This is a genomic window from Acidilutibacter cellobiosedens, assembly GCF_004103715.1.
Lineage (GTDB): Bacteria > Bacillota > Clostridia > Tissierellales > Acidilutibacteraceae > Acidilutibacter > Acidilutibacter cellobiosedens.
This window is the reverse complement of the sequence record NZ_CP035282.1, coordinates 2,553,664-2,576,751: the sequence shown is the minus strand read 5'-3', so window position 1 is coordinate 2,576,751 and position 23,088 is coordinate 2,553,664. Positions and strand designations below refer to the sequence as shown.

Genomic DNA, 23,088 nt, shown 5'->3' with positions numbered 1-23,088 from the left:
GGAGGTAACATTATATGGGAAAAATTAAATTGCAGGAAAGAGAAGAAATTCCTGTAGAATATACTTGGGATTTAGAGTCCATGTATAAAAACGAAAAAGAATGGGAGAAGGACTGTGAAAAAGTCAAAAATCTATCGGAGGACATTTTTAATTATAAAGGGAAAATTTTAAGCAGCAGTAAAGTGCTTTTAGAAGTCCTGAAAAAAAGAGATGAATTATATAGGATTGTTTCCAAAATATTTTCTTATGGGAATATGAAATTGGATGAAGACAGCAGAAAGAGCAAATCCCAGATTTTGTATAATAAAGGGTTAGGTTTATATGTGTATGCTCAAGAAAAGACATCTTTTATAGTTCCGGAGATACTTTCCGCTGAGGAAGACGAGTTGAAGGGATTGTTAAAAGAAGAAGGACTATGTTTATATAAACAATATTTTGACGATATATTCAGAAGCAAGAAACATGTTCTTTCTACTGAAGAAGAAACCTTATTGGCTCAAATGGGTGAAATCGCAGACTCCCCTGAAAATATTTTTTCGATGATGAGCAATGCCGATATTAAATTTCCGGTTATAAAGGATGAAGAAGGGAAAGATGTAGAGATAACACATGGAAATTTTATACCGTTGTTAGAAAGTAAAGACAGAAATGTAAGAAAAGCAGCTTTTGAAGGATTATACACTACGTATAATAAATTTAACAATACTTTTGCTGCAATGCTAAACGGGAATGTAAAAAAGAATATATTTTTCGGTAAGGTAAGAAAATATCCCTCGAGTTTGTCTGCTTCTTTAGGCCAGAACAATGTAGCTGTGGATGTTTACGATAATTTAATTAAATCCGTTCATAATAATCTTAAATTCATGTATAAATATATTGACATAAGAAAGAAAGCATTGAATGTAGATGAACTTCATATGTACGATTTATATACTCCCATAGTTAAAAATATAGATATAGAGATTCCCTATGAAGAAGGAAAGGACATAGTGTTAAAAGGCCTTGAACCCTTAGGAAGCGAATACAGAGACATTGTGAAGAAGGGATTTAAAGACAGATGGATAGATGTATATGAAAACAGAGGCAAGAGAAGCGGAGGATATTCCGGCGGGTCCTATGATTCAAAACCATATATCCTCTTAAATTATAAGGATACGCTGAATGATGTGTTTACTCTTGCTCATGAGATGGGCCATTCGCTGCACAGCTATTTTTCGAGGGAAAATCAGCCCTTTATCTATGGAAATTACAGCATATTTGTAGCGGAAGTAGCTTCTACATGTAATGAAGCTTTGCTTATGAATTATTTGCTTAATAATACCCACGAAAAGGAGAAAAAGTTATATTTGCTGAATCATTATATGGAACAATTCAGAACTACACTTTATAGACAGACCATGTTTGCGGAATTTGAGAAAATTATATATGAAGAAGTGGAAAAGGGCGGCTCATTGACAGGAGAATATCTGAATAAGACATACAAGGAATTAAACGAAAAATATTATGGCCCAGGGATAGTGGTTGATGATTTAATTGCAAACGAATGGGAGAGGATACCTCATTTTTATTATAACTTTTATGTGTTCCAGTATGCTACCGGATTTTCTGCTGCCATATATTTATCACAGATGATTCTTAAAGAAGGCAAATCCGGGGTGGATAGATATTTGAGGTTTTTAAAAAGCGGAAGCTCGGATTATCCGATTAATGTATTGAAAAATGCAGGAGTGGATATGACGACAGAGGAACCGGTAAATAATGCCTTAGCATTGTTCGGGAAATTAGTTGACGAAATAGATGAATTGATATAGATAAAAAATAGGACGGTGAAAAGCAAGCCGTCCTATTTTTTTATGAATTACAGAGAATGATGAAAATATGGTCCTAAGAGTAAATATGCGGATATATCTAATGGACTATATGGATTAAAAAGAATAAATGTGCCTGATCGTAAGAAACTTAAGGAGTTGCTCTTATATTGACTATGTTATCATATTTAGAATTATTTAAATAGGTTTCGAAAAAAGGCTTCCTTAGCATATTAATGCTTTAGTGGAAGCCTTTTTTATTATAAGAACTTGCTCTTTAAGTTGTTCCAATACATATCCTTATCAAAATTTAATTTATATATCTTTTTTTTGGACATTGTAAGGTTTATTTCCGTGATATTGTCGTATCTGTTTTCAACTCCGTCATTCATTATAAGAATGGAATTTTCATATTTAAATTCAGGCTTTACGGTTATAGTCATGTTTCCCGGAATTACTGCACTGTTGGGAAGCGAACGATAAGCCTTAGAACTTATGGGAGATAAAGGAGTTATTTGTAGTGCTTTCAATAAAGGATAGACTATACTTCCTCCACTCGAAAAGTTATATGCGGTACTTCCCATGGGAGTGGAAATTATTATACCGTCTCCGCTAAACATTTCCAAATGATTATTATCGATAAAAATTTCTAAATGAACTACTTTTGAAGCTGTTCCCTTTACAACAATTTCATTAATTCCAAGCAATTTAATAATTTTTTTATCTATTAAAATCTTAGATTCTATCAAATATATTTTTTCGGTAAAATATTCCTTCTTCATATATTTTTCAATGAAAGTATCAATGTCCTCCGGAAGTATTTCCTGATAAAATCCAAGGTGACCTGTATTTACGCCTATAAATGGGATATTAGGGAAATTGTATTTATGTACGGATCTTAAAAAAGCCCCGTCTCCGCCTATGCATATATTTAATTCCGCCTGAGAATTATAATCTTCAGAAACCAAGAAACCATTTTCATTAAGTTTAATTTTTAAAAGGTTAAAAACTTTTTTTGAATCCAGATTGTCGTTATAGAGGATATTAATCCGTCTGCCCTTTTCAAATTTTTTCAAAGGAATACCTCCCTAAAATATGATTCTGTAAAAGTAAAAAAAATTTGATATAATAAATATAATTATATTATACAATAAAACTATCAATAATTGGAGGATTTATTAAATGAAGTTTTTTCATGAAAGTGACAGTGTAGTTTTATTTCCGGTTGAAGAGAATGGGTTAACCATAGACGATGTCCTTATTAAAAATCAAATATCCGTAAGATTGATGAGAAAGTTAAAAAAGGAAAAAAGAATAATATTTAACAATAAATTTTCACAGAAAAATGAGAAGGTCAAAATAGGAGATGTGGTAGGAATATTTATGGAAGATGAAATCGATAATATTGAACCGGAAGATATACCCTTAGATATAATATATGAAGACTTTGACTTACTCATTATAAATAAACGTCCGCATATTGTAGTCCATCCTACTCCTAAATGTATAAGCGGTACCCTTGCCAATGGAATCAGTAGTTATTACATGAAAAAGGATATACATAAAAAAATTAGATTTGTAAACAGATTAGATATGGACACTTCAGGTATAATAATAGTTGGGAAAAATCCATTTGCTCATCAGCAAATGGCTTTACAACTTGAAAATGATATGATTGAAAAGAAATATTTAGCGGTGGTAGAGGGAATTGTAAAAGAAGATGAAGGGACAATAGATATTCCCATTGGCAAAGAAGAGAAGGATATACTGAATAAAGTTATGAATGACGGAAAAAGATCAATTTCAAAATATAAGGTTTTAAAAAGATATAGGAAAAGCACATTTTTGGAAGTTCAGATACTTACAGGTAAAAATCATCAGATAAGAGTGCATATGAATTATATAGGGCATCCTATTATCGGAGATTCCCTTTATTATAAAAGAAGTTCATTTATAGACAGACAGGCACTTCATGCTTGGTCAATAAAATTCAGCCATCCCAGATACAAAAATATTGTGGAATTTAAGGCTCCGCTTCCCGAAGACATGAAATATTTAATTGAGAAACTTAAAATGAATTAAATGACTTTAATATTATTTATCTTCGGAGGAACCCTTTTTTTGAGTATCCAATGTTTGCATTAACTCAAACATTTTAACCATTTGCGTAATCTTCTTCTTCTCTTTTTCATCTCTTCCTTCCAGCATAACCTCTATTATTTTTTCAAGGCTATTGGAATTGTTGATACCATCGGGATTTGATAAGAAAGTTTTCAATACGGAGGCCAATTTTTTGTATTTATCGATATTTAATATTAATTCCATTCCATTTCCTATTTCTTTTGCATCATCGTAAGAGACTTCCCTTTTTAGAGTAGATAATATGTAATTAATTCTTTCGTTTTTGTTATTAACATCCGCAACTTTAATATCATAGAAATTATCTTCTTTTTTTATAAACTCAACTGTTTCATAAACTTTTACTATTTTTTCCGTAATAAAAAGAGATTTATTAATGGCTGGGATCATGTCGGGTGGAAAATAGGGACTAATTTTTTTCAAGATCTTGATTTTTTTATGAGTGGAAGAAATATTTAAGGAAAAAGAATCCTGAAGATTTGTTTTATTGAAATCATTTTTATTCCCTTTCAGAAACATTAAAAGAACTAATAAAATTAACAGTTCATCCAATATAATTCCCTCCTTATTGAAAAGGATCACTTTAATATATTATGCAGATGAAAACAGAATGTTTACTATTATTTATATGTAATATCCGTAGATATTCCTTCATAAGATTAGAGTATAAAATATGGGAGGAATGAAGATGGAAAGTAATGAAGATTTAAAAAATATAATTGAACAAATGAAAGATACGAGTCCTACAGAAGAGCAGATAAACCAAATTAGAGATATGGCTGAAGATTACTCAGATAAATCTGAAGATGAAATATTCTTTGAAATAATAAAGATTAATAAACAAATGAAGGAGACAATGGGAGAGGATGAATATAATGAACTTATTGAAAAGCTCAATAATATAAGACCTTTATTAGATGCCGAACAGAGAGAAAAACTGGATATGGTGTTGAAAACTATAAAGAAGGGTAATCAGTAACGAAATTAAATAAAAGGACTAAGGTGAGATTTGTATTTTAAATAAATCTTCTTAGTCCTTTTATATTAAGAACTTATGAGGCTTTCTGAGCTTTTAGTTTTTTTGGAACAATTATGAGTGCGTTATATGTTTCAACTGCAACAAGGACTGAAAGTATGATTAATATCATTGAAACAATCGGTATTGACGGGTGCCCCTGCCCTTTGACCCATCCGTTAATTACATCTCTGACTAATGCCCAATTTGACATTATGAACATTATTGAAGCAGGTATGAAGGAAACAAGCCATGCCTTCGATTTACTATTTGTTTTGAAGAGCCATACCGTAACACCAATTAAGGCAAGTGCAGCTAAAAGTTGGTTTGATGCGCCGAATGTATTCCAGAATGTTTTCCATGCGGGTATAGCATTACCGTTTGCATCAACCATTGTTTGGAATATAAAGAAGATAGGGATGCCGGCTGTAAGCAATGTGCCTATAATTTTACCTTTTAAATCTTTCCAACCGGTAAGTTCCTGTATAATGTAACGGCCAAGTCGTGTACATACATCCAATGTATCATAAACAAATGTAGTAAAGGCCATAAGTCCAAAACTTACGCCGTAAACTCCCGGGATACCTATAAGTTCCAAGAAGCTGCCTATTCCTGATGCATAAATAAAGTTTGGCGCTTTTGAAACCATAGGAGAATCCTTAGATAGGATCATGAGACAAGCAAGAGAAACTACTGCAACCATACCTTCAAGTAACATTGCCCCGTATCCTATAGGTTTAGCATCACTTTCTTTTGCCAACTGCTTAGAAGTTGTACCGGATGAAACAAGAGAATGGAATCCGGAACAAGCACCACAGGCTATGGTAATAAATAATACGGGAAACATTGGGAACCAGAAGCCGCTACCAATACTGCCGTCTGCAGCAAGATTTGTAAAAGCGGGGAATTGTATGTGGTATCCGCCAAAGATTATACCGATTGCAGCAGCAATAAGGGATGCATAAAGGAAATATCCTCCTATAGCACCACGAGGTTGTAAAACTAACCACATTGGTAAAATAGATGCGATGAAACAATAAATTAAAATAAGAACTCCCCATACTTTTTGCTGAAGAAGGATATCAGCAATTGGCAATGAAATCGGTATATAACGCCCTGCCCAAATTGCAACTCCAACAAGAGGAAGGAATATTAAAAGCGCGATATTTTCTTTAAGCTTGGTATATTTCATTAGAAGTCCCATAATTATTGGCAGAATAAGATAAAGAATGGATGAAGCTGCAATTGCGGCACCTGCAACTTGTTCTCCAGATTCAAGTTCTACGGTACCTACAAATGAACTCGCAGTAATATCTGTAAACGCAACAATAATATATACGAGAGTTATCCATATAAAAAGCATAAAAAGCAACCATGCCCGTTTTGAAACATTCGTTCTGATTACTTCAGCAATTGATCGTGCTTTATGCCTTACAGATGCTACAAGAGTACCCATATCGTGAACGCCGCCAATAAAGATTGTACCTATAAGGATCCACAGAAGGGCGGGAACCCAGCCGAATATAGTACCTGCAAGAATAGGACCGTTTATGGGGCCTGCTGCTGCTATAGCCGAGAAATGCTGGCCCATAAGCATACTCTTTTTTATAGGGACATAATCTTGTCCGTCGTTTAATTCAACTGCCGGTGTTTTGATTGAATCGTCTAATTTAAAAATTTTATTTGCCAAGAACTTTCCGTAGGTAATATATGCTATATAGAAAATAATAGCTGCTCCAACAACAACGATTAATATATTCAAAATACTCACCTCTCTCAATTAATTTTTATAACCCATAGGGAAATCATGTTTTTCCTTACATAAATGGGTTTCAAAAAAAGACTTCCTTAATAATTGTGCATATTCTAAATTTTGATATTGAAATATAGTAGTGAAAATATTAACATAGAAAAATATATTATAAATCACCATTTAAGAAAATTAATTTTAAATATGTTATAATGAAAAGTAATGTCTGCTTATAGTTATTAGAATAGGATTATTTCTGTTAAAGAAAAATAATTTCTAAGATAGTTAGATTTTAAAGTGGTGTCAAAATATATAGAAGAGTATATATAATGGTATAGTTGTTTAGCTATAATATATTGATATTATATATCGGTACTAATTTCAAGACAACGATTTCCTATCCTCCGAATATTAAAGCTGGAAGAAAAAGCGACTTTTTTTCAATACTTGACTTTAACAGTGTGGACATTTCGTCACCTCCTTAAAATATATTGGATGGACATGCTCTATATAAAAGGATTGTCCTCTCTTAACCACTTTAATATAAGAGATTATTATTTTGAGGTAAGTTCTATATACAAATATAATTTTTATTGAAATAAATACAAATATTATCCTTTAATCATATATAAATGTTACTAATTTTATTATAATACAAAAATTTCAAAAAATAAAGGGATTGTCAAAATATTTTGATAACATACTAATTGAACTGATAAGGTTACGGGTCAGGTTATTTAGTTACTTTATTTCCTATCATTCCATATGTAGGTAATAGACATAATAGTAAATTAATGCTATAATTTATTTATATTTACTTATATTATATAGATGTAGGAGGAATATATGATGAAATTGGACAAGAAGGTAAAAGTTCTAATGATTGTCATAATTTCTATGGCTCTGATTTCAGGCATATTTGTATATATAAATAAAGAAAATCAGTACAAAGAGACATCTTATAAAATTTTCTTAGAATATGTAAACAAGAATATGGTTGAAAGAGTTGACTTAAGCGATGAACCCAGAATTACAGGCAAATTAAAAAACGGAGAGTATTTTATAACTGATAATCCAAGAACTGAAAACTTTAAAGAATATCTTTTAAAAAATAATATCAAGGTAATTGAGACTAACGGTAGTTTGGTGACATTGCAAAGCGTTTTCTTCTTTTTGGTTATTGGTGCGGTAGGGGTAGCTGCCTATTTTATGAATAATAATGCATCAAAGCAGGCTCAAAAGGAAATTGAAATAATGTCGGACATGGAAGATATAGAGAATAACTCAAATGTAGTAACATTTGCTGATGTAGCAGGGAATGAAGAAGCAAAAGAATCGTTAAATGAGCTGGTAGATTTTCTTAAAAACCCTGAAAAGTACGGAAGATATGGAGCAAGAATGCCAAGAGGGGTTCTCCTGTATGGACCTCCGGGAACGGGGAAGACGTTATTGGCTAAGGCTTTGGCAGGGGAAGCAAAAGTACCGTTTTTTGCAGTATCGGGTTCGGATTTTATACAGGTTTATGCAGGCCTGGGGGCCAGCAGGATAAGAAGCCTTTTTTCAAAAGCAAAACAAAAAGGAAAAAGTGTTGTATTCATCGATGAAATAGATGCTCTTGGGAAGAAAAGAAGAGGAAATGTGGGAGGCGGAAGCGAGGAAAGCGATAGGACCCTTAATGCTCTTTTAACTGAGATGTCGGGATTTAGAGAAAATGAGGGGATCATAGTTGTTGCTGCAACAAATAGAATTGATACCCTTGATGAAGCCCTTCTAAGACCGGGAAGATTTGATAGACAAATAGAGGTAGGACTCCCTGATATAAATGCCAGATATCGAATATTAAAACTCCATGGAGAAAAGAAGCCTTTAGCTCCGGACGTAGACCTGAAGAAAGTTGCTCAAGAAACCGTATATTTTAGCGGAGCCAAATTGGAGAATCTCATGAATGAATCGGCGATGATGGCGGCGAGAGAAAATGAAGATTTTATTACTATGAACCATATAAACAGAGCTTATTATACAGTCCTTGTAGGAGAAGAGAAAAAGGATAGAAGCTGTATATCAGCCAAAGATAAAGAAATTACGGCTTATCATGAAGCAGGACATGCCCTAGTTACAAAAATGGTTTCAACACTGAACAGAGTTACAAAGGTAAGTATCATTCCGAGCACAAAGGGCATGGGCGGATTCAGTATGAATATTCCTCCAAACAGAATGTATCAAAGAAAGAAGGACATTGTAGATAACATAATGATTGCCCTCGGAGGAAGAGCAGCGGAGGAAATAATATTTGGAAAAGAAAATATTACTACAGGTGCTTCTAATGATCTAAAAAAAGCTACGGAAATGACTTTATCCATGGTTGGAAGTTTTGGAATGGATGAAGAAGCAGGGCTTATAAATTATGAGGTGCTTTTGGAAAATAAAATTGGTAATAACGATGAATTGGTCAAAAGAGCGGGAAAGCTAATAGATGGCTTTTATGAAGAAACGATGGATATAGTGACAAAAAATATAGATAGATTACAAAAACTTGCTGCTGAATTATTAGAAAAGGAAATGTTAGAAGAAAAAGAGATAAATGAGATTATTTTACAAGATTAATATTTTATTTAACCGCAAAAGTATATTTATTCCAACACTTATTACTTGCAGTATAATAAAAAAGAGGTTATAATATAAATAGAAACGTTTCTGCGATGTACGTAAGCCTATATAATTCAACCGACATAAGACATATGGGAGTCTTTAGTTCAACAGTCTATAACATGCCTCCTCTGAGTGGAAGTTAGAAGCTGCTGACAGATACCCACCTTTTAAAAGGCGGGCGTGAATTAGCTGGGAGTACGGCACCGCGGGATATAAAAATCCTTCGAATTATATCGAAGGATTTTTATTTTGTAATCCATAGAAAGCTTATACTCAACGGAAGTATAACGAATAAATATTGATTAAAAAAGAACTTTCCGTAAAGGAGTTTCAAGAAAGGCTACCTTATAATGTTTCGATAGAAGCTTTTCTTATAATCCATAGGGAAATCAAGATTTCCTTAATATAAATTTCCCGTTAAGTGGGCTAGTTCTTTTATGGAATTAATAACAAAACCTATATCTTCTTTTGTAATTCCTGCGTGAGTTACGAATCTGTATTCTCCATCTTCAGCTTTATTGATTTTGATATTTTTCTCATACAGCTTATTTATAAAAGTTTTTTCCGGGATTATATTATCCTTCATTTCAAAGAAAATCATATTTATATCATTTTTATCAAACCTTACATTTATTCCGGGAATTTTAGATAATTCCGAAGCAAAATATTTTGCATTTTTATGGTCTTCTTCAAGTCTTAAAGTCATCTTTTCAAGGGCAATTATACCGGCTGCAGCAATTATTCCGGCTTGTCTCATTCCTCCTCCCATAAGTTTTCTGTTTTTTCTTGCTTTATCTATAAATTTTTTATTTCCTGCAACCATTGAACCTATAGGTGCTGCTAAACCCTTTGAAAGGCAAAACATAACAGTGTCACAGTATTTTGCTATATCCCTTGCGTCTACTCCTAATGATATAGCTGCATTAAATATTCTTGCTCCATCCATATGAACAGGTAAAGAATACTTTTCAGCTATTTTCTTTATTTCTTTGAGATTATCAATTTTGATTACCGCTCCACATCCATGAGCATTTTCTATGCAAATAAGCCCTGTTTCAGGTTGGTGTATATCATCTTTTCTTATTGCTTTTTCGACATCTTCAGGAGACATAGTTCCATTTGTTGTATTAAGAGTTCTGAGTTGTACTCCAGCTATTACGGCTGATGCTCCGACCTCATGAACTACTATATGGTTTTCCTTTCCGATTATGACTTCCTGACCTCTTCTTGTATGCGTCAAAAGGGAAAGCTGATTACCAAAGGTTCCGCTTGGAACGAATAAAGCGGCTTCTTTTCCTACCTTTTCAGCAGCTATTTTTTCAAGTTTATTTACTGTTGGATCATCTCCGTAAACATCGTCTCCAACTAAGGCATTGGCCATTGCTCTTCTCATTTCGTCTGTGGGCATGGTTACGGTATCGCTTCTTAAATCAATGGATTTCATATATTTACCACCCTTTTATTAATCAATATTTTAATATTTCTTATTATATCATTATTTAATAAAATAGGGCAGGGGTTTTTATGGCCCATAGGGAAATCAAAATTTCCTTAATGTAAATTTTCTGTAATGAGTTTAAAAAAAGGCTTTTTTAATTTTATGTTTTTATAGTATATAATATAGTCAGAATATAATTACAAGGAGGGATTAGTTATGATATCAGTTTCCGGAGAAGAGATGAAATTAATTGATAAATATTGTATTAAAAATTTAGGCATTCCGGGAATAGTTCTCATGGAGAATGCAGCATTGAAGGTATTGAAGAATATAGAAATGAATAAATATAACACTTTTGTCATTGTATGTGGAGTTGGAAATAATGGTGGGGACGGATTGGCATTAGGAAGACACCTAATGGTACAGGGGAAAAAGGCTCGATTTTTTATACTTGGTAATATGGATAGGGGAAGCAATGATTTTTCTGTTAATTATAATATAATCAAAAACATTAATGGAGATATTGTTCATATCAATAGTGATGAGGAATTATCTTTATTTAAAGATTCCATAATCGATTCAGATATAATTATTGATTCCATATTTGGAACGGGACTTACAAGAAATGTTGAAGGCATTTTTAAAGACGTTATTTTATCTATAAATAAAAGTGAAAAGTATGTTATATCAATAGATATACCTTCAGGCTTAGACGGAAATACAGGTAAAATTTTAGGAATTTGTGTGAAGGCTTCTAAAACTATTACCTTTCAGTTACTGAAAAGGGGATTGATGGGTATGGAAGAGCTTGCCGGAGAAATAATAGTTGAACCTATAGGAATACCTGATATGGTTATTGACTCCGTATTGGGAGAAAATTTGAAAAAATAATATTTTTAAATATAAAATTCTATCTTATAAATAGTTTAAATGGTTTTTTAATAAAGATGATGGATTAAGAAACGGGGAAAGGGTGAAATTATGAACAATTTAATAAATATATTATTAGTTGAAGATGATGATTCCCTAAACCGAGGGATTAGTTTTAAGTTAAAAAAGGAAAAGTTTAATGTTTTTTCCGCTAAATCAATAGAAGAAGGCAAAAAAATTTTTAATGAAAATTCAATAGATCTTATATTATTGGATATTGGTTTACCTGATGGAGATGGTTTTCAGTTTTGTAAGGACGTCAAAAAAATAAGGGATGTTTTGATCATATTTCTTACAGCTTGTGTCCAAGAAGTGGACATAGTTAAAGGATATGATTTGGGGGCAGATGACTACGTTACCAAGCCTTTCAGTTTGATGGTCCTTATATCAAAGATCAATGCCGTATTAAGGAGAAGAGAAAAAAGGGGAGCAGAGAAAATTCGATGTAAGGATATTATATATTATCCTGGGAATATGAAAATTTTTGTAGATGGGGAAGAGGTGTTTTTAACGAAAACAGAACTTAAACTATTTAAATGCTTCATAGATCATCCTCATCAGGTAATTATAAAAGAACAGTTTTTCAATGAAATATGGGATGGGGATGGGAATTTTTTAAATGAAAGCACTCTTCCTACAAATATTAGAAGGCTCAGAGAAAAAATTGAGCAAAATCCTTCTGAACCACAATATATAAAAACAGTACGAGGATTGGGTTACATTTGGGCGGAGGAGTGTTTTAAAGAATGATGATATTAAGAAAAGATCCGATTGTAAAAAAAATATTCATTGTTTTTACGGTAACAATTATTGCCTTTGGAATTGCAATGATCTTTAATAATTACTTTTTTATAGAAGAATTAGGGGATAATGGAGTAAAAATTTCCGCGGTTTACGGATTCATGGTTAAAAGTATAATTATTGTGGTTTTAATGATAGTTATAAGTATTTCATCATTCATATATGTATTGAAACGTATAATAGGCGAACTCGACAAAATATCCTTTGAGATAGACAGGATAATGGATGGAGATTTTTCTGCTGTTTCGGATACCAACGAAGAGGGGATACTGTCAAGGATAGAATTTCAATTTTTTCAGATGTCCAGGAGATTGCAGATAAATTTAAATGAGATAAACGATGAAAAAGAAAATGTCAAATCACTGGTAACCGATATTTCTCATCAACTAAGGACGCCTCTGTCATCTATAAAAGTGTTCAATTCGTTATTACTTGAGAATGGGATTAGTAAAGAAGAGGAAGAAGAGTTTTTAAACAGGATAAAAAATGAGGAAGATAAACTTGAATGGCTTCTGAATTCTTTAACTAAGATTTCAATGATGGAAACAGGATTGATTCAGTTAAAAAAGAAAAAGGATAATATTAAATCTACAATAATCGAAGCAGTTAATGGCATTTATTTAAAAGCCTCGGAAAAAGGCATAGATATAAAAATGAACAATTTGCAGGATATTTATATTTGCCATGATGCCAAATGGACAAAAGAGGCTATATTTAATGTTCTCGAAAATGCTGTGAAATACACTGATGAAAATGGAGAAATAGATATTTCTATAGAGAAATTGGAGAGTTACATAAAGATAGATATAGACGATAACGGCATAGGTATTCCATCTAAGGATATAAGAAAGATTTTTGACAGATTCTACAGAGGAAATTCGGAGAGGGTTAGAAAAACTCAAGGATCGGGCGTGGGATTGTATCTTACAAGAAAAATACTGGAAGAACAGGGCGGAAGTATAACGGCTTTTTCAAAAGAAGGACAAGGCAGTGAATTTACAATATTAATGGTTTTATAAGTTTTTACTTTAATTATCACTGCAAAACTGTAAATTCCATATGATATAATCAATACCACAGCTATTATATTATTGTGCAGCTTGGGATATTCAGAGGCTTATTCGATAATTGGGTTTAGGGACGGATGATAATTATAAGGGAAAGGTGAAGCTAAATGAAGATATTAGAAACAAAATCTTTGAAAAAGTATTATGGGAAGGGCGAAAGTTTAGTAAAAGCATTGGACGGAGTAGACCTATCTGTAGAAGAAGGAGAATTTGTTGCAATAGTAGGTTCTTCAGGTTCCGGCAAGACGACTCTTCTTCATATGATGGGAGGATTGGACAGGCTTACGTCTGGAAGGGTGTTTATAGATGGGAAGGATATATATTCTATGGATAATGAGAGTTTAACCATATTTAGAAGGAGAAAGATAGGATTTGTTTTTCAATCCTATAACCTGATTCCTGTGTTGAATGTATGGGAAAATATAATCTTACCTATAGAGTTTGATTTAAAAGTTGTAGACGAAGAGTTTATAAAAGAAATTATGAGAACTTTAAATATTATCGGGAAAAAGGATGCTTTCCCTAATGAATTATCAGGAGGACAGCAACAAAGAGTTGCGATAGCAAGAGCTTTAGCTACGAGACCTTCCATAGTTCTTGCAGATGAACCTACAGGGAACCTTGATTCAAAAACGAGTTTGGAAGTGTTGAATCTTTTAAAGCAATCCATAAAAAAATATCACCAAACCTTAGTAATGATAACCCATGATGAAAGGTTAGCCCAAATGTCAGACAGAATAGTAAGGATTGAGGACGGGAAATTAATCAATGAAGAATAAATTAGAAGTAAAAAAAAGCCCCTTATAGAATTTTGCTTTCTATTTTGGGGCGACCTCTTTTACCAGCTTTTTAAATATTTTTCTTGTTCTTCTGTAAGACGGTCAATTTCTATTCCCATTGATTTTAATTTTGTTGTTGCTACTTCTTTATCTATTTCATCCGGAACATCATATACTTTGTTTTCCAATTTTCCTGCATTATTTATTAAATATTTTATGGACAGAGCTTGAATGGAAAAACTCATATCCATTATTTCTGCCGGATGGCCGTCTCCTGCAGCGAGATTAACTAATCTTCCTTCAGCAAGAAGGTTTAATATTTTTTTGTCCGGCATTACATATCCTGTAATATTTTTTCTCATTTCCCGCTTTTCTATGCTCATTTCTTCAAGATCCGGTTTCCAGACTTCACAGTCAAAATGTCCGGCATTGGCCATAATAGCACCATTTTTCATCAACTTATAGTGCTCCTTTGAAAGAACTTTCATATCACCCGTTACAGTTATAAAAATATCTCCTATTTTTGCAGCTTCTAAGGAAGGCATTACTTTAAAGCCGTCCATATGAGCTTCTATAGCTTTAATAGGATTGATTTCACAGATTATGACTTTGGCGCCGAGGCCCTTAGCTCTCATGGCAACGCCTTTGCCGCACCATCCGTATCCTATTACCACTACATTTTTACCTGCAACTATAAGATTTGTCGTTCTCATTATTCCGTCCCAGACGGACTGACCTGTACCATATCGGTTGTCAAAGAGATATTTACAATAAGCGCCATTAGCAGAAATCATGGGGAATTTTAATTTGCCTTCTCTTTCTCTTGCTTTAAGCCTTAATACACCTGTAGTAGTTTCTTCCGAACCTCCGATGATATTTTTAATAAGTTCCTGTCTTGTTGTATGGAGTAAATTAACCAAATCTCCTCCGTCATCAAGTATTATATTTGGTTCGATATCTAACGCGGAATTTAGATGATTATTATATTCTTCAGAAGTGGAGTTATACCAAGCATATACTTTCAGGCCGTCCTCAGCTAATGCCGAAGCCACGTCATCCTGAGTAGAAAGGGGATTACTTCCTGTTACCGTTACATCCGCTCCTCCCGCTTTAAGGACCTTGGCCAGATAGGCTGTTTTTGCTTCCAGATGTATGGACATGGTTATCTTTTTCCCTTTAAGGGGCTGCTCTTCCGTAAATTTTTTTTCAATAAATGATAATACTGGCATATAGCCTTTTACCCAATCTATTTTTTTATGTCCCGATGGTGCCAAATTTATATCCCTAATTAAATTTTCACGCATTTATTCTCCTCCTGACTTTATAAGAATAACTTATATATCTGAAATATTATCACATAAAATGCAATTTTAAAATAATCAATATATATTTTTGCTAAAATATCTGTCTCCTCTATCGGGCAATACGACCACTATATTCCCTTTGTTTATAGTTGAAGTCAATTTTAATGCCGCACTTACGGCAGCTCCCGAAGACGATCCTACGATTAATCCTTCTTTTTTGCCAATTCCTTTACCATGTCAAAGGCTTCATTGTCATTAACCTTTATAAAACTGTCTACTAAAGTCATATCAAGAGTGTCCGGAATAAAATCGTTGCCTATACCTTCAATCTTATAACACCCTTTAGTGCCTCCACCTATTATGGAGCCTTCCGGATCTGCAATTATCCCTTTTATATTTGGATTTTTTTCCTTGAGATATTTGACTATGCTGGTGAAAGTACCTCCGCTTCCTGCTCCTGCTATTAGATAATCTATTTTGCCATCCAATGCTTCATATATTTCCGGTCCTGTAGTTTCATAATGAGCCAACGGATTTGCAGGGTTTTCAAATTGGTTTAAAGAAACGGAATTATTGATAGTACTTAATAATTCTTCAGCTTTTTCTATAGCCCCTTTCATTCCTTGTTCCTCAGGAGTATTGATTATTTCAGCCCCAAAGGCTTTCATAAGCAATTGTTTTTCTATGGAAAATTTTTTTGGGACCGTAAATATTACTCTGTATCCTTTATTTATTGCGGCCAAGGCTATGCCTAACCCCGTATTTCCGGCAGTTGGTTCTATAATAGTGGAACCCTTTTTTAAAATCCCCTTTTCTTCAGCTTTTTTAATCATATATATGCCGATTCTATCCTTTACGCTTCCTCCCGGATTGAATATTTCAAGTTTAGCGAAGACATTTACTTCTTCCTTGACAGAAATATTATTTAATTTGAGTATCGGTGTTTTTCCAACCAATTCTTTTATATCGTTATAATATGACGGCATTATTTATACCTCCTTGCTTGCTTCCAAGCTTTCTTTCAGGTCATTGATCAAATCTTCCTTATCTTCGATTCCCACGGATAATCTTATTAAATTATCCGTTATACCGACTTTTTGCCTTATCTCATAGGGAATAGCAGCATGAGTCATAGATGCAGGATGGCATACAAGAGATTCTACTCCTCCGAGACTTTCGCCAAAAGTTATAAGAGAAAGATTTTTGAAAAACTTTTTATAGTTATATTCCCTTCTGAGAACGAAGGAGATCATTGCTCCGTAGCCATCGGCTTGCTTCTTTTGTATATCATGTCCCGGATGTTCTTTAAATCCCGGATAGTATATTTTTTCTATTTCAGGTCTGCCCTTTAAAAATTGTGCGATTAATTTTGCATTTTCATCATGTCTGTCCATTCTTACTGAAAGAGTTTTTATTCCTCTTATAAGTAAAAATGAATCAAAGGGACCGAGAATACCTCCGGTGGAGTTTTGTATAAAATGTAATTTTTCTGCCAAATCTTCAGTATTTACCACTGCAAGTCCTGCTACAAGATCGCTATGACCTCCAAGATATTTCGTGGCACTATGGATTACTATATCAGCGCCTAATAGAATAGGCCTTTGCAAATATGGAGTCATGAAAGTATTATCAACTATAGTGAGAATTTTATGTTTTCTTGCTATCTTTGCTGCCTCCTCAATATCAGTAATATCCATAAGAGGATTCGTAGGAGTTTCGATATATATAGCTTTCACATTTTTATCGATGTTTTTTTCTACTTCGTTAAGATTTGACGTATCAACTATTTTATATCCTATATTAAAATTATTAAATATTTGGTTAAGGACTCTGAAAGTTCCGCCATATACGTTATTTGATATTATAATTTGATCCTCTGACTTGAATAGGGAAAGTACCGCTGTAATTGCGGCCATTCCTGAGGCGAATGCAAAGCCTGCATACCCCTCTTCAAGATCAGAAATAAGTTTTTCTAACGATTCTCTTGTGGGGTTTCCTGTCCTTGAGTATTCATAACCTTTATTTACGCCAAATTCGGGTTGCTTAAAGGTAGATGTCTGGTAAATAGGTATGTTTACAGCACCTGTGAATTCATCCCCATCTTTTCCTCCATGAATCAATAACGATTTTATTTTCATTTTTTCCTCCTCATATTATATTTATTTTGTTGCTGCCGCTATGAATATACCTGTTTCCGTGTATTCGCCCTTACTGGAATATCCCTTGCATCTTAAGTCCGTATTTTCTATATTGATATCAGTGAACTTTGCCTCTTTAAGCCATGCATAAATGGTATCATTTGAAAAACCCAACCATTCGTCAAACATTTCTTCTCTTGCCCATTCTCCGTTATGCTCGGTTACATCTGATATTACTAATTTTCCTGATTTTTTCAGTACTCTGTACATTTCATTTATAGCTTTTTTAGCATCTTTAATATGATGAAGTGCCATGTTTATAAATACGGCATCTAATGATTCGTCAAATAAAGTAAGGTTATCAAGCGAGGAGTTCAGAGGGTAGATATTTTTCAAATTTCTCTTTAATGCTTCTTCTTTTAATTCTTTGAGCATATTTCTTGAATTGTCAACTGAAAATACTATATTTGAGTCATCAGCAAGAGCTAATGAAATAAAACCGGTTCCGCAGCCTAAATCAGCGACTCCTTATCCTTTATATTTACTTTTGATAAAGCTTTGTATTTTAGTCTCTCCTCAAAGTATTCACTTCGTATTACATTCCATTTTTTAGCTACAGTGTTGAAATATTGTATTGAATTCATAGATACACCTCCTTTAAATTTGAAGACTTATATACAAAAAATAAAAACTTCCGCCTCTATTTCTTAGAGGCGGAAGTAAATTCCACGGTTCCACTCTAATTATTATATATAATATAAGCATATAATAACTCGTTTTTATCGGCACAAACATACCTTAACGCTTCTATCGGGCGTAACCGCTGTCGTCTATTTTATTTCGAGACAGTGCTCAAAGATGCATTCACATAAAATTATGCTTAAAATTTCTTTCAGCTTTTATTTTATGCTACTATTTTTTATCACAGCATTTAACAATTTTTATTTTCATAGTATATACTATGAAAATATTATATTTTGTCAATAAAAATTTTAAAGTTTTATAATAAATTAATAATCGTGACAACTTATGATAAAAATATATATCATATTAAATGGTGTTTTTTTTGATATTGCTTAAAAATTATCTTTACCGGAGAGGTGGTTTAATTTGAAAAGAGTGTGCCCATTATGTAATGGGTTATATGAAATAGAAATAAGCTGTCCCAACTGTGGCAGAGATATGTCGGATAATGGTCCTGTAGTTAATTATTTAGATAATTATAGCCCTTATTTGTTAGATGATATTTCCCATACAGAAGACGGGGCAGCGGAAGATGAATGTACGCATCTTTTTTGTTGCCCAAGTTGCGGAAAAGATAAAAGAGTTGGGATAGGAAGAGTGGAAATTTAGAGGGTATCAATAAAAATTAAGAATGGGGTAGGGAGGATAATATAAAGATAGGTTCTGTATTATACAGAACCTATCTTTATATTAAAAATACTTTTTCGTTAAGAGAGTTCTACATTTTTGCCTATTCCTGTTTCTACAGCTTTTTTGTATATTTTTTCTCCCACCACTACATCTAAAACAGCGGAACCTACGGTCTTAAACAAAGTTATCTCATTAGGATTTTCTCGCCCCTTAATTTTACCTAATATTACTTCTCCAAGTTCTCCTTGATAGTGGTCCCTTGTTACAATTCCATCTTTAAGTGGAGAGATTAAATCTCCGGCTTCAGATAGAACTCCCGACACAGTGTCGAAGATAACTTTATTTGCTCTTAGGACAATTTCAGGCGGCAGTTCATGCATTTCGGGAGTATAGGCACCTATACCGTTTATATGAGCACCGGATTTTATCAATTTTCCGTTAAAAACAGGCATTTTGGAAGTTGTAACAGTTGTAACAATATCTGCATCAATTACAGCTTCATCAGCGTTTTTTACAGCTATTATTCGAGTACCGAAATTACTGAAATGTTCATTCATCTTTTTTGAGAAATCAAGGGCTTTTTCATAATTAATATCAAAGACACGAACTTCCGTTAAATTACGAACTGTAAGCATTGCTTCCAATTGACTTTGAGCTTGCCCTCCGGTTCCGAATAGTGCTCCAATCTTTGAATTCTCATTGGAAAGAATTTCTGTAGCAGCTCCTTGAATAGCTCCGGTACGCAATTGTGTAATAAAAGTACCTTCCATAATAGCAGCCACAATACCTGTTTGGGGATCCAATACTACCATAGTAGCCGGAACATTAGGTAATCCTCTTTCAACATTATGGGGATAAACAGAAACAATTTTGAGCCCCAGAGCTTTTATATTATCTCCGCCTACATAAGCAGGCATATACAAGCTCTGGCCTTCTGCTTCCGGGATATCTATATTTGTACGTAATGGTACGGAACTTTTACCTTGAGAATAAAGTTTTAGAGCTTCTTTGTCTGCTTCGATAGCATCTCTCATAGAAAAAATCGATTGAATATCCTCTTTTGTCAAAACTAACATAATCAGTCCTCCATTTTTTAATTTATTTAACATCCGGATTGGCGGATTTTAATTCTGAATAAAGCATACTAATTGAGCTGTAAAGCAATACTATGACAATGAGCCATTGCAACATTGATACATTTAAGGATTTTACAAAATAAACGGCTATCAATACTCCGATAATACCGAAGGTTGACGTAAATAATGTAATTTTACGGCTGTATTGACCAAATCTAATGAACTGCATACTTCCAACGGGAACGGAAAAAGTGCAGGCGCCCATCATAATTGGGAATGAAACAGCCGGATTTAAACCTAAAGCATATACTGTTGCCATAGTTAAAGCATAGGACCCAATCCCGATATTATTTAGTGCCCCATATATAAATAACAGTATAGCAGCTATAATGAGCTTTGCACCTGTCAGTTCCGTAGCCGTGCCTCCTGAAGGAATCAAATTGAATTTCCCTGCTAATATTAATAGAGAAGCTATAATTAATCCGATTCCTATAAATATTCGAATGGTTTTTTCAGGTAACTTAACTACAAAACGGGGGCCTATGAATGCGCCGATAACCTGGGCAACAATACATACTGCTAATGTTACAATACTTACTTTAATAACAGAAATATAAGAAAGGGCCATAACCGCAACAGGGATAACACATTGGGTATTTAATGTCCCCGGTAATTTTTTGTCTGAAACCCATTTTAATTTACGATAAAGAACTGTGGAGATTGCAAAATCCGAAATTCCAAAAGTAGATAATAAAAAGATAATAAAAGATGTAATGGCTAGAACTATATTATTTCCCGGCTCTTTTGATATTTCTTTTTTGTTTTTGAAAAGATCTATCACAAAGGAAATTAGAAATGATAGATTAACTATTACAATTAATATTAAAATAACTTTAACCATAATATTTTCCTCCTAAGGTTAATATATTTTTCTTATTTTTTCTAAGTCATCACCAAATTCTTTCTTTGTTTTCTCATCTAAATGCTGTATTATATTTAGGCAATATGCATCATGAACAATATGTTCCCTTGCAAGAAATACCATTGAATGATTTTTTGTCCATACAGCTTCTCCGTTAACTTTGCTTGAAATAGAGCCAAAGATCATTTCCTTTTCGTCAATTACTACTGATATCCATCTGCTTCCCATTTCTTTAAGTTTGTCTTTTTCAAAACCATGTTTGTAATAGTGGTCAAAAGGTAGATCATACTGTTGAGTTTCACTAAATAAAATTAATACGAATTTTTTGAGGCGTTGATTAGTTTTTTGTAAGAGCTGAACCATTTCCTTATCTAAATCTTCCTGCCATATTTGAATCAAAACTTCCTCTTTTGCATATTGGATTAAGTACTTACTTTTGTTTAAAATATTTTGAAATCCATCGATATTCCATAATGCTTCTGAATCCGTATTTTTTTCATATTGAACTAAATAGTTATCTATTTCTTCAAGAGAACTTGAAACATTTCGGCTTATGTTTTCCTTAAATTCGTTGATTGGGATAGCACTATATAAGATCGGATTGGTTTGTGCTTCCAATACAATTCCTTTTTGAATTAAAGTTTCTAAAATATTGTATACTCTTGAACGTGGTACAGAAGACTGTTTACTGATTTCATATCCTGTCGACGGACCTACCTTTAGCAAAGTTACATATACCTTTGTTTCATATTCTGTAAAATTGAACTTTTTCATCAATGGAATTAAATTTTTCATACTTCTATATTGCCCTCCTAAGATAAATTTTATATATAATTTATTCAATTATCCCATGATGAGAATATAAAGACAATATTAAATTCGGTGATTAACATTGTGCTATTTTTAACAAACCAAGATAAAAAATTGTCTGCAGTACAATTTTTTTGCTGTAGATAGTAGTTACTATCAGTTACTATTATATTAAAGAAAATTGTATTTGTAAATAAGTATTTAAAATTTATTTTAGCAATAAAAAAGCTGCCCTTATGTAGATACTTCCTACATAAAAACAGCTTTTTAAATTAATTTCAGCTTATGTGTATGGGAAATTTTTTTCTTTCTTTAAAAAGAAAGATATATTTAAATCCCAATTCTTTTAAAAGTTTTTCTCCTTCTTTGTATTTATAGTTTAAAAAAGCGGGTTCATGAGCGTCGGAACCCATTGTTATTATTTCTCCTCCGAGAGATTTATACAACTTAAGCAATTCAGTCTTAGGATGAAAATATTTAAGGTGGTATCTCATTCCCGAAGTATTAAGCTCAATACCTTTCCCATTTTTTATAACTAATTTTAATATATCTTCTATCAAATACATGTATTCCTTTGGAGGAGGCAGCTGAGTATTTTCCGGGAAATATCTGTCAACTACATCAAGATGCCCCAATACATCATAATCATTATAATTTAATACACATTCGTACAAGGATTCATAATATTTAACTAATCCTTCAATTGGCTTTATATCTTTGAGATAATTGTCTAAATACATGTCCTTTCCTTCGATAGAATGCATGGACATCAACACGAAATCAAAAGGATTTTGTGATATGAATTCATTGTATTTTTTGTATAAATGGGGTTTCATCCCAAGTTCAACGCCACATAATATTTCAATTTTATTCATATACTTGTATTTAACTTGATTGATTTTTCTAAAATAATCTTTTGTATTAAAAGCAAGATCCAGTTTTTTTTCTGTAACTTCAAATTCTACATGGTCTGTAAAGCATATTGATTTCATATTTTTATTTATTGCTTCCGTGACCATATCTTCCATTGAATATTTTGAATCTATGGAAAAATCGCTGTGGATATGAAAATCATACATAAATTAAGC

General features: G+C 32.9%; 22 protein-coding genes and 1 other RNA gene. 10 read left to right on the top strand and 13 right to left on the bottom strand.

Annotated features, from left to right (window positions below):
* Window positions 1–14 precede the first annotated feature (14 nt).
* On the top strand, window positions 15–1,811 hold the full coding sequence (pepF, locus tag EQM13_RS12495) for an oligoendopeptidase F (protein ID WP_114219312.1): 1,797 nt from the start codon (window positions 15–17) through the stop codon (window positions 1,809–1,811).
* A 257-nt stretch (window positions 1,812–2,068) separates the two neighbouring features.
* Here the strand turns inward: pepF and EQM13_RS12490 are convergent, their stop codons facing one another.
* Window positions 2,069–2,884 carry an NAD(+)/NADH kinase gene (locus EQM13_RS12490; RefSeq protein WP_114219311.1) on the bottom strand — a complete coding sequence of 272 codons (816 nt, stop codon included), beginning with the start codon at window positions 2,882–2,884 and terminating at the stop codon, window positions 2,069–2,071.
* Window positions 2,885–2,990: 106 nt separating this feature from the next.
* Here EQM13_RS12490 and EQM13_RS12485 point away from each other — a divergent pair, with 106 nt between their 5' ends.
* A complete protein-coding gene (locus tag EQM13_RS12485) occupies window positions 2,991–3,890 on the top strand; it encodes an RluA family pseudouridine synthase (RefSeq protein WP_128752845.1) in 900 nt (299 codons plus the stop codon).
* A 12-nt stretch (window positions 3,891–3,902) separates the two neighbouring features.
* Here EQM13_RS12485 and EQM13_RS12480 read toward each other — a convergent pair whose 3' ends face one another.
* Window positions 3,903–4,499 (bottom strand): hypothetical protein, encoded by a 597-nt coding sequence (locus tag EQM13_RS12480; protein ID WP_114219309.1) that lies wholly within the window; start codon window positions 4,497–4,499, stop codon window positions 3,903–3,905.
* Window positions 4,500–4,635: 136 nt separating this feature from the next.
* Between EQM13_RS12480 and EQM13_RS12475 the strand changes: the two genes are divergently transcribed.
* Entirely contained in the window at window positions 4,636–4,926 is a 291-nt protein-coding gene (locus EQM13_RS12475) for a hypothetical protein (RefSeq protein WP_114219308.1), read from the top strand.
* A 73-nt stretch (window positions 4,927–4,999) separates the two neighbouring features.
* Here EQM13_RS12475 and EQM13_RS12470 read toward each other — a convergent pair whose 3' ends face one another.
* Window positions 5,000–6,724 carry a carbon starvation CstA family protein gene (locus tag EQM13_RS12470; protein WP_071140527.1) on the bottom strand — a complete coding sequence of 575 codons (1,725 nt, stop codon included), beginning with the start codon at window positions 6,722–6,724 and terminating at the stop codon, window positions 5,000–5,002.
* Window positions 6,725–7,561: 837 nt separating this feature from the next.
* Between EQM13_RS12470 and ftsH the strand changes: the two genes are divergently transcribed.
* Together ftsH and ssrS are read left to right on the top strand one after the other, a co-directional pair.
* Window positions 7,562–9,316, top strand: a complete 1,755-nt coding sequence (ftsH, locus tag EQM13_RS12465; protein WP_114219307.1) for an ATP-dependent zinc metalloprotease FtsH — start codon at window positions 7,562–7,564, stop codon at window positions 9,314–9,316.
* Between the two features lie 84 nt (window positions 9,317–9,400).
* Window positions 9,401–9,577: non-coding RNA, 6S RNA (gene ssrS, locus EQM13_RS12460), on the top strand.
* Between the two features lie 184 nt (window positions 9,578–9,761).
* Here the strand turns inward: ssrS and ltaE are convergent.
* Entirely contained in the window at window positions 9,762–10,805 is a 1,044-nt protein-coding gene (gene ltaE / locus EQM13_RS12455; protein ID WP_128752843.1) for a low-specificity L-threonine aldolase, read from the bottom strand.
* 210 nt (window positions 10,806–11,015) lie between these two features.
* Between ltaE and EQM13_RS12450 the strand changes: the two genes are divergently transcribed.
* The 4 genes from EQM13_RS12450 (at window position 11,016) to EQM13_RS12435 (ending at window position 14,376) form a co-directional block, all read left to right on the top strand.
* Window positions 11,016–11,690: an NAD(P)H-hydrate epimerase gene (locus tag EQM13_RS12450; RefSeq protein WP_114219306.1), complete on the top strand. Its 675-nt coding sequence runs from the start codon at window positions 11,016–11,018 to the stop codon at window positions 11,688–11,690.
* Between the two features lie 90 nt (window positions 11,691–11,780).
* Complete coding sequence (locus EQM13_RS12445) at window positions 11,781–12,479, top strand: response regulator transcription factor (RefSeq protein ID WP_071140531.1); 699 nt, start codon at window positions 11,781–11,783, stop codon at window positions 12,477–12,479.
* Window positions 12,479–13,549: a sensor histidine kinase gene (locus EQM13_RS12440; protein WP_071140545.1), complete on the top strand. Its 1,071-nt coding sequence runs from the start codon at window positions 12,479–12,481 to the stop codon at window positions 13,547–13,549. The genes EQM13_RS12445 and EQM13_RS12440 overlap by 1 nt, the downstream gene beginning before the upstream one ends.
* A gap of 155 nt (window positions 13,550–13,704) precedes the next feature.
* The gene (locus EQM13_RS12435; protein ID WP_071140532.1) at window positions 13,705–14,376 is read left to right on the top strand and encodes an ABC transporter ATP-binding protein; all 672 of its coding nucleotides are present in this window, start codon (window positions 13,705–13,707) and stop codon (window positions 14,374–14,376) included.
* Between the two features lie 59 nt (window positions 14,377–14,435).
* Here EQM13_RS12435 and EQM13_RS12430 read toward each other — a convergent pair whose 3' ends face one another.
* From EQM13_RS12430 to EQM13_RS18865, 5 genes are all read right to left on the bottom strand, one after another.
* Window positions 14,436–15,680, bottom strand: coding sequence for an adenosylhomocysteinase (locus tag EQM13_RS12430; RefSeq protein ID WP_128752842.1), 1,245 nt, complete (start codon window positions 15,678–15,680; stop codon window positions 14,436–14,438).
* A gap of 203 nt (window positions 15,681–15,883) precedes the next feature.
* The gene (locus EQM13_RS12425; protein ID WP_320053069.1) at window positions 15,884–16,666 is read right to left on the bottom strand and encodes a PLP-dependent cysteine synthase family protein; all 783 of its coding nucleotides are present in this window, start codon (window positions 16,664–16,666) and stop codon (window positions 15,884–15,886) included.
* Between the two features lie 3 nt (window positions 16,667–16,669).
* A complete protein-coding gene (locus tag EQM13_RS12420) occupies window positions 16,670–17,818 on the bottom strand; it encodes a bifunctional cystathionine gamma-lyase/homocysteine desulfhydrase (RefSeq protein WP_128752840.1) in 1,149 nt (382 codons plus the stop codon).
* Window positions 17,819–17,839: 21 nt separating this feature from the next.
* Window positions 17,840–18,283: a class I SAM-dependent methyltransferase gene (locus EQM13_RS12415; protein WP_240663036.1), complete on the bottom strand. Its 444-nt coding sequence runs from the start codon at window positions 18,281–18,283 to the stop codon at window positions 17,840–17,842.
* A gap of 47 nt (window positions 18,284–18,330) precedes the next feature.
* Window positions 18,331–18,462, bottom strand: coding sequence for a hypothetical protein (locus EQM13_RS18865; protein WP_255417523.1), 132 nt, complete (start codon window positions 18,460–18,462; stop codon window positions 18,331–18,333).
* Window positions 18,463–18,937: 475 nt separating this feature from the next.
* Between EQM13_RS18865 and EQM13_RS12410 the strand changes: the two genes are divergently transcribed.
* Window positions 18,938–19,171, top strand: coding sequence for a hypothetical protein (locus EQM13_RS12410; protein ID WP_240663035.1), 234 nt, complete (start codon window positions 18,938–18,940; stop codon window positions 19,169–19,171).
* 98 nt (window positions 19,172–19,269) lie between these two features.
* Here the strand turns inward: EQM13_RS12410 and EQM13_RS12405 are convergent, their stop codons facing one another.
* From EQM13_RS12405 to EQM13_RS12390, 4 genes are all read right to left on the bottom strand, one after another.
* A complete protein-coding gene (locus EQM13_RS12405; protein ID WP_114219300.1) occupies window positions 19,270–20,268 on the bottom strand; it encodes an ornithine cyclodeaminase family protein in 999 nt (332 codons plus the stop codon).
* A gap of 22 nt (window positions 20,269–20,290) precedes the next feature.
* Window positions 20,291–21,169, bottom strand: a complete 879-nt coding sequence (locus EQM13_RS12400) for a sulfite exporter TauE/SafE family protein (RefSeq protein ID WP_114219299.1) — start codon at window positions 21,167–21,169, stop codon at window positions 20,291–20,293.
* Window positions 21,170–21,187: 18 nt separating this feature from the next.
* Entirely contained in the window at window positions 21,188–21,985 is a 798-nt protein-coding gene (locus EQM13_RS12395; protein WP_071141367.1) for a TrmB family transcriptional regulator, read from the bottom strand.
* Window positions 21,986–22,278: 293 nt separating this feature from the next.
* Complete coding sequence (locus EQM13_RS12390; protein ID WP_071141366.1) at window positions 22,279–23,079, bottom strand: histidinol-phosphatase HisJ family protein; 801 nt, start codon at window positions 23,077–23,079, stop codon at window positions 22,279–22,281.
* Window positions 23,080–23,088 lie beyond the last annotated feature (9 nt).

Coding starts and splice junctions, on each gene's coding strand:
- pepF (WP_114219312.1), top strand. CDS start 15: ATGGGAAAAATTAAATTGCAGGAAAGAGAAGAAATTCCTGTAGAATAT.
- EQM13_RS12485 (WP_128752845.1), top strand. CDS start 2,991: ATGAAGTTTTTTCATGAAAGTGACAGTGTAGTTTTATTTCCGGTTGAA.
- EQM13_RS12475 (WP_114219308.1), top strand. CDS start 4,636: ATGGAAAGTAATGAAGATTTAAAAAATATAATTGAACAAATGAAAGAT.
- ftsH (WP_114219307.1), top strand. CDS start 7,562: ATGAAATTGGACAAGAAGGTAAAAGTTCTAATGATTGTCATAATTTCT.
- ltaE (WP_128752843.1), bottom strand. CDS start 10,805: ATGAAATCCATTGATTTAAGAAGCGATACCGTAACCATGCCCACAGAC.
- EQM13_RS12450 (WP_114219306.1), top strand. CDS start 11,016: ATGATATCAGTTTCCGGAGAAGAGATGAAATTAATTGATAAATATTGT.
- EQM13_RS12445 (WP_071140531.1), top strand. CDS start 11,781: ATGAACAATTTAATAAATATATTATTAGTTGAAGATGATGATTCCCTA.
- EQM13_RS12440 (WP_071140545.1), top strand. CDS start 12,479: ATGATATTAAGAAAAGATCCGATTGTAAAAAAAATATTCATTGTTTTT.
- EQM13_RS12435 (WP_071140532.1), top strand. CDS start 13,705: ATGAAGATATTAGAAACAAAATCTTTGAAAAAGTATTATGGGAAGGGC.
- EQM13_RS12430 (WP_128752842.1), bottom strand. CDS start 15,680: ATGCGTGAAAATTTAATTAGGGATATAAATTTGGCACCATCGGGACAT.
- EQM13_RS12425 (WP_320053069.1), bottom strand. CDS start 16,666: ATGCCGTCATATTATAACGATATAAAAGAATTGGTTGGAAAAACACCG.
- EQM13_RS12420 (WP_128752840.1), bottom strand. CDS start 17,818: ATGAAAATAAAATCGTTATTGATTCATGGAGGAAAAGATGGGGATGAA.
- EQM13_RS18865 (WP_255417523.1), bottom strand. CDS start 18,462: ATGAATTCAATACAATATTTCAACACTGTAGCTAAAAAATGGAATGTA.
- EQM13_RS12405 (WP_114219300.1), bottom strand. CDS start 20,268: ATGTTAGTTTTGACAAAAGAGGATATTCAATCGATTTTTTCTATGAGA.
- EQM13_RS12400 (WP_114219299.1), bottom strand. CDS start 21,169: ATGGTTAAAGTTATTTTAATATTAATTGTAATAGTTAATCTATCATTT.
- EQM13_RS12395 (WP_071141367.1), bottom strand. CDS start 21,985: ATGAAAAATTTAATTCCATTGATGAAAAAGTTCAATTTTACAGAATAT.
- EQM13_RS12390 (WP_071141366.1), bottom strand. CDS start 23,079: ATGTATGATTTTCATATCCACAGCGATTTTTCCATAGATTCAAAATAT.